Raw genomic sequence first — 6,084 nt, 5'->3', positions numbered from 1 at the left:
TAATCTCCTTTCCGAGGGGGATAATGATTTTGTGGTGAAACTATTGTAACTCTAGGGATGAGATAGTTCAATGTTCATATAACTTAACAGAACGAATTTAATTATACGAGGAGTAATATGATGAATAAAAAAGAAATATATTTAAAAAAATGAAAATTAAAAATATAATTGATGCATTAAGTATGATTAAAAGATCTAATTATGTTTATAAAATTGGGAAAGGGTTATTTAATGGGATTACCAACACATATAGTGGATATTGGTGGAGTAGTTATAAATGATAATGATGAAATATTACTTGTAAAAAATCCAAGGAAAGGTTGGGAGTTTCCTGGTAGATAACATTTTAATTTCTATATGATTATTGGTAATAAAAACAATGTAAATTATAGTCATAAAATTTTAAAAAAGAACTTAGTGTAGAAAAAATTAAAGTATAACAAAAAATAGCTATGAACAATTTTAATCGAATAGCTATTTTTATTTTAATATAAGGTAAAACCTTGAAAGATATGTAAGTATTTTTATGAAACTGAGTATTCTAATAGCATATTAAATTGTGGTAATATGGATAAGTATTATGTGCAAAATGTATATAGTTTTTTATAAAAACAACTAAGTTTTAACACTAAAGAAAAAGTTAACTATAAACTATTAGATAAAAGATGAGGATAAATATGAGATTAGATAAATTTTTAGCACAATCTGCTATTGGAAAACGTAAAGAGGTTAGAATTTATATAAAAGAAGAAAAAGTAAAAGTTAATGAAGAAATAGTCACAATACCATCAATAGATATTGATGAAAAAAATGATATTATTAAATATTTAGATAATGTAGTTTCTTATAACGAAAAAGTTTATTATATGTTCAATAAGCCAGCAGGATGTATTACTGCGAAACAGGATAAACACGATAAAACAGTATTTGATTTTTTTGAGGATGTTAATATGGAGGGGGTATTCCATGTAGGTAGATTGGATAAGGATACGGAAGGTCTACTATTTCTTACTAATGACGGTGAATTTGAACATAAGTTAATGCATCCACAGAAGCATGTGGAAAAAACATATTTCTTTTGGGCATTAGGGTCTTTAAGTGAAGAGGATATGAGAAAGTTACAAGAAGGGGTTTACATAGGAAAAGGCGAAATTTTAACTAAACCTGCAAAGATACAACTACATAAATCGGGATTATATAAGGAATTTAAAGATGAACAGCAACTAAGTAATGTAGATAAGAATAAGTACAATCAACCTGTTGTCTCTGGATATCTTACTATTTCTGAAGGACGTAAACATCAAGTAAAACGAATGTTAAAAGCAGTAGGATGTTATGTAGTATATCTAAAGAGAGTTGCGGTTGGTGATATAAAGTTAGATGAAACTTTAGAGCTGGGTAAGTACAGAGCCTTAACAGAATTAGAAATTCAGAAACTATTAAAAGATGCATAAAACAAAAAAATATTTAAGTAATTTTTTCATATATATTTAAAGTAAAATAAGAAATTACATATAAAGGATACACTGGCAAGTAAGCCGGTGTATTTTTTACGTTTAAAATTCTTTTTAGGGTATTAAAAATAAATATTTAAAAAATAATAAGAAATCTTTAAAGAATCTTTAAAATTAGAAAGTACTATATAACCAAAGAAACAGATAGGGGGCTTTGGAAATGAGTAAATTAATTTTAGAAACTAAAGATTTAACTAAAACTTTCAAGGGATTTAATGCAGTAAGTAATGTAAATTTAAAAATTCAAGAAGAATCTGTTTATGGATTACTTGGACCTAACGGAGCAGGGAAATCAACAACGTTAAAAATGATTACAGGGCTTTTAAAAAAGACATCGGGAGAAATTTTATTTAATGGACATCAGTGGACTAGAAATGATCTTAATGATATTGGAGCATTAATAGAACATCCTGCTTTATATGAAAATTTAACTGCTAGAGAAAACTTAAAGGTATATACTACTTATCTAGGGTTAGAGGAAAAAAGGATAGATGAAGTTTTAAATATAGTGAATCTTATTAATACTGGTAAGAAAAAAGTAGGGCAATTCTCTATGGGGATGAAACAAAGATTAGGAATTGCTATTGCTTTAATTAATTCACCTAAATTATTAATTTTAGATGAACCTACTAATGGATTGGATCCTATAGGAGTAAAGGAACTTAGAGATCTAATTAAAAGCTTTCCAAGGGAAGGAATTACTGTAATTGTATCTAGCCATATATTATCAGAAATTGAATTGATCTGTGATCACATAGGAATTATTAACAATGGAGTTTTAGGTTATGAAGGAAGAATTAATAAAGAAGAAGATTTAGAGCAACTCTTTATGAAAGTAGTACAGGAAACAAGGAGAGGATAATCGTGAAAGAATATATTATTTCTGAAAATATAAAGTTGAAATGTACTTTTACTAAGAAGATAATTTTTATTGCACCATTATTAACAGAGGTTATGGCTACACTTTTTGGTGGACCTTTAAACATGCAAAATATGGTTTTTTATTGGTGGTATAGTTTCTTTTTACCAGGAGTTATAGCTATTTCGGCGTCACTTATGGATAAGAATGAGAAAAAAGCAGGTAATTATAATGGAATATATTTACTTCCCATAAATTTGAAAAAAGCGTGGGTAGGAAAAAATGTAGTTTTAGGGGTGTATTTATTATTAACACAGATTATTGTATTTTTTATAGTATTGTTACCAAAGTTATTAGGTATAAACGGAATAGTGTTTTCAACTGAAGAAATACTTTTAGGGTGTTTAATAATATGGATTGGTAGTTTACCACAGTTACCTATTTTATTATATCTAGCTAAAAGGTTTGGGTTCGCTGCCATAGTTTTTGTTAATTGTATTTTAGGATTATTTTTACCGGTGATATGTGCTGAAAGATCTTTTTGGTTTTTAATACCTCATTGTTATACTGGAAGGCTAGTAAAAGAAATAATAGGATTAGATATTAATGGTCTTTATACTCAACCTAATATACAAAATTGTATGCCTACTCTATGTAAAGGATTATTAGCAATAGTAATATTTACAGTTATAGGTTTATATATTACTGCTAAACTTTTTGAAAGACAGGAGGTAAAGTAATATGAATAGTATTCTAAGAGGAGTTAGAGGGAATTTTATAAAGCAAAAACATACTATAATTCCATGGATTCATATTATAGTTCCAATTTTAGGGGCTCTAATATTTAATTTCTATTTTTATAATTATCCTACTGTTGAGAATGTAAAGAGGTTACAGTTGATAATAGAGTGTGCTACAAGTATATTCCCAATTTTAATAGGGATTACAACATGTATTTTTTTGGGAATTGAAGAGAAGTCAGGGTATTATAGATGGTTTTTAGGAATAGGTACATCAAGAACGGCTAGTTTTTGTTCCTTTATAATTTATATTTTAATATGGGGATGTATATCATGTTTCCTTTTATGGATTGCTACTTTTATAGGGTTTAGAGCTCAAGGAATTTATATAGAAGGATTAATAAATTTATTTTTAAAGATTTCTATATTTTTTATTATAGGAAATATATTTACTTATGTTTTTCATATTATTGTAGGAATGCGTTTTGGTATGGGAGCATCTTTGATATTAAGTGTTTTTGAAAGTGTTTTTGTGTTGTTAATGGGAAATATGGGTGAATTAGATAAATGGAGTGCTTGGAAGTATCTTCCTCACGCTTTTACAGTAAAAATATCTCAAATTTCTTTATGGAAAAGCTTTGGAATTAATGTAAATGTAAGTTGTGTTACATCCTATATTATGTTAATAACATTAAATATTATTTTCATCACTTTTTCAATAAATTGGATAAAAAGATGGGAAGGAAGAAAAAATTAATAACTTAAAATACCTAGTTTTAAAGATATCTCTATTGTGGTCGACATAAATAATAATTATTACATGGCTAAGAGAATATGAAAATAGAGGGTGATATTTTGGGTAAAATATTGGCTATTGATGATGAACATAACATTTTAATTTTAATTAGGAATGCATTAAAAAAAGATGGACATGAAGTTATAGGAGTAAGTAACCCAAAGGAAATAAATTTTAATGAGATAAAAAAATATGATCTTATACTTCTAGATGTAATGATGCCTGAAATTGATGGGTTTACATTATGTGAGGAAATTAGAGAAATTACAGATGCTCCTATTATATTTTTAACAGCTAAAACTCTGGAAGAGGATGTTTTACAAGGGTTGAGTATAGGCGGGGATGATTATCTTTTAAAACCTTTTAATATAAATGAACTTAGAGCAAGAATAGGAGCACATCTTAGAAGAGAAAAAAGAGAAAAAAAGAATGCTATGTTGGTATCGGGAGTATTTATAAATTTAAGTAGTAAAGAGATATTTGTAGAAGATAGAAAAATTGATTTTACAAAGACGGAATATGGGGTTTGCGAATTTTTAGCTAAAAATAGAGGACAGGTATTTACAAAGGAACAAATATATGTTGCTATATTTGGATATGATGGAGAAAGTGACAGTGCAACTATAGCAGTGCATATTAAAAATATTAGAATGAAATTTGAGAAAGTTAATATGGCACCAATAGAAACCATATGGGGTATAGGCTATAAATGGGAATAAGTAAAGAAATAACCTTAAAAAAGTTTTTTTTAAAATATTTACTTACAATTGTTAGTTGTATTCTACTTTCTTTTGTTATACCTTGGATTTTTATTGGTATATTAAGCAATTATAATGTAGTTAGGCCTGCAAATTATTACGAAATTGAAGCTAAAAAAATTAAACCTAAATTAGAAAGATTATCAGTTATAAAACAAAGTGATATACCTAAAAATCTATCATATATTATTTTTGATAAAAATAACAATATTGAAAGTACTAATTTGAAATCTGAGCAAGTACAAGATGCATTAAATTTTATAGATAATAAAAATGATTGGAAGATAAATTATTTTGTATATATAAAAGGAAAAAGTAATTCGTGTATTTTAAAATATAAATTAAAAGTTAGTTATACAAGTAATAGATTAAATGAGATTTTTTTATCTCCAGAAAAAATGATATATATATTTATAATAATAAATTTATTAATTTCATGTGTAATTAGTATAATTATATTCTCAAGAAAGTTAAAAACAGAGTTAATACCACTTTTAAATACAACAAAGCAAATTCATGTTCAAAATTTAGATTTTATAGCGGAAAGGTCTAAGATTAAGGAATTTAATGAAATTTTAGATTCTGTGATAGATATGAGAGATGAATTAAAAGATACATTAAAAAAGAAGTGGGAGGAAGAAAAGATAAAGACGGAACAATTATCTGCACTATCCCATGATATAAAAACCCCTCTTACCATTATTAAAGGAAATACTCAATTACTTTTGGAGAGTGATTCTTTAGAAGAAGATAAGGAGTATGGAGAATTTATCTTAAATGGAGCTAATGAAATAGAAAATTATATTTCAATATTATCTAATGCCATACACAATGGAAGAAAACTTAGAATGCAAAGGAATAAAGTTAATATAAATAATTTATTAAGTAAAATAGAAAAAGATACACTTTCATTATTTCAGACTAAAGAAATAAATCTAAAAAGTGAGTATTTAAATATTCCAAATTTTATTTATGGTGATGAGCAATATATATATAGGGCAATAATGAATGTTTTAAGTAATGCCTTTGATTATTCTCCAAGGCAAGGTACAGTATATTTTAATATTTTTTCAAGAGATGAATACTTATATTTTAAAATAACTGATGAAGGAAAAGGGTTTTCGCAGAATGATATAAAAAATGCAAGTAATATGTTTTATCAAGGTGATAAAAGTAGATCTAGAAATAATCATTATGGAATAGGATTGTATTTAGTAAATGTTGTTGCTAAAGAACATAGAGGAGAGGTTATACTAGGTAATTCCAAAGAAACCTTAGGAGCAGAGGTTATTTTTAAAATAAAAAGTCATTAGCATATAAATTAAGGGGCTGTCGCACTAAAAAATAGTGCGACAGCTTTTTGCGTAAAAAATAAATCTCCCACTCGAAAGAGTGAAAGATTTATAGTAAAATTAAT

7 protein-coding genes are annotated in these 6,084 nt (G+C 26.6%); all 7 read left to right on the top strand.

Annotated elements, in window-relative coordinates; translation table 11 throughout:
• Window positions 1-201: 201 nt before the first annotated feature.
• The 7 genes from QOZ93_RS13915 (at window position 202) to QOZ93_RS13885 (ending at window position 5,980) form a co-directional block, all read left to right on the top strand.
• Window positions 202-342, top strand: a complete 141-nt coding sequence (locus tag QOZ93_RS13915; protein WP_307357448.1) for an NUDIX hydrolase — start codon at window positions 202-204, stop codon at window positions 340-342.
• A 335-nt stretch (window positions 343-677) separates the two neighbouring features.
• Window positions 678-1,454, top strand: coding sequence for a pseudouridine synthase (locus tag QOZ93_RS13910; protein ID WP_307357445.1), 777 nt, complete (start codon window positions 678-680; stop codon window positions 1,452-1,454).
• A gap of 220 nt (window positions 1,455-1,674) precedes the next feature.
• Entirely contained in the window at window positions 1,675-2,376 is a 702-nt protein-coding gene (locus QOZ93_RS13905; RefSeq protein WP_307357442.1) for a lantibiotic protection ABC transporter ATP-binding protein, read from the top strand.
• Between the two features lie 2 nt (window positions 2,377-2,378).
• Window positions 2,379-3,113, top strand: a complete 735-nt coding sequence (locus tag QOZ93_RS13900; RefSeq protein ID WP_307357440.1) for a lantibiotic immunity ABC transporter MutE/EpiE family permease subunit — start codon at window positions 2,379-2,381, stop codon at window positions 3,111-3,113.
• Window position 3,114: 1 nt separating this feature from the next.
• Window positions 3,115-3,870, top strand: a complete 756-nt coding sequence (locus QOZ93_RS13895; protein WP_307357437.1) for a lantibiotic immunity ABC transporter MutG family permease subunit — start codon at window positions 3,115-3,117, stop codon at window positions 3,868-3,870.
• A 98-nt stretch (window positions 3,871-3,968) separates the two neighbouring features.
• The gene (locus QOZ93_RS13890) at window positions 3,969-4,628 is read left to right on the top strand and encodes a response regulator transcription factor (protein ID WP_111944331.1); all 660 of its coding nucleotides are present in this window, start codon (window positions 3,969-3,971) and stop codon (window positions 4,626-4,628) included.
• Window positions 4,619-5,980 (top strand): sensor histidine kinase, encoded by a 1,362-nt coding sequence (locus QOZ93_RS13885; protein WP_307357434.1) that lies wholly within the window; start codon window positions 4,619-4,621, stop codon window positions 5,978-5,980. Before QOZ93_RS13890 ends, QOZ93_RS13885 begins: the two co-directional genes overlap by 10 nt.
• Window positions 5,981-6,084: the final 104 nt, after the last annotated feature.

Source organism: Hathewaya limosa (genome assembly GCF_030815255.1).
GTDB lineage: Bacteria > Bacillota > Clostridia > Clostridiales > Clostridiaceae > Hathewaya > Hathewaya limosa.
This window is presented reverse-complemented; position numbering and strand designations above follow the sequence as displayed.

Coding starts and splice junctions, on each gene's coding strand:
- QOZ93_RS13905 (WP_307357442.1), top strand. CDS start 1,675: ATGAGTAAATTAATTTTAGAAACTAAAGATTTAACTAAAACTTTCAAG.
- QOZ93_RS13910 (WP_307357445.1), top strand. CDS start 678: ATGAGATTAGATAAATTTTTAGCACAATCTGCTATTGGAAAACGTAAA.
- QOZ93_RS13915 (WP_307357448.1), top strand. CDS start 202: ATGTTTATAAAATTGGGAAAGGGTTATTTAATGGGATTACCAACACAT.
- QOZ93_RS13885 (WP_307357434.1), top strand. CDS start 4,619: ATGGGAATAAGTAAAGAAATAACCTTAAAAAAGTTTTTTTTAAAATAT.
- QOZ93_RS13895 (WP_307357437.1), top strand. CDS start 3,115: ATGAATAGTATTCTAAGAGGAGTTAGAGGGAATTTTATAAAGCAAAAA.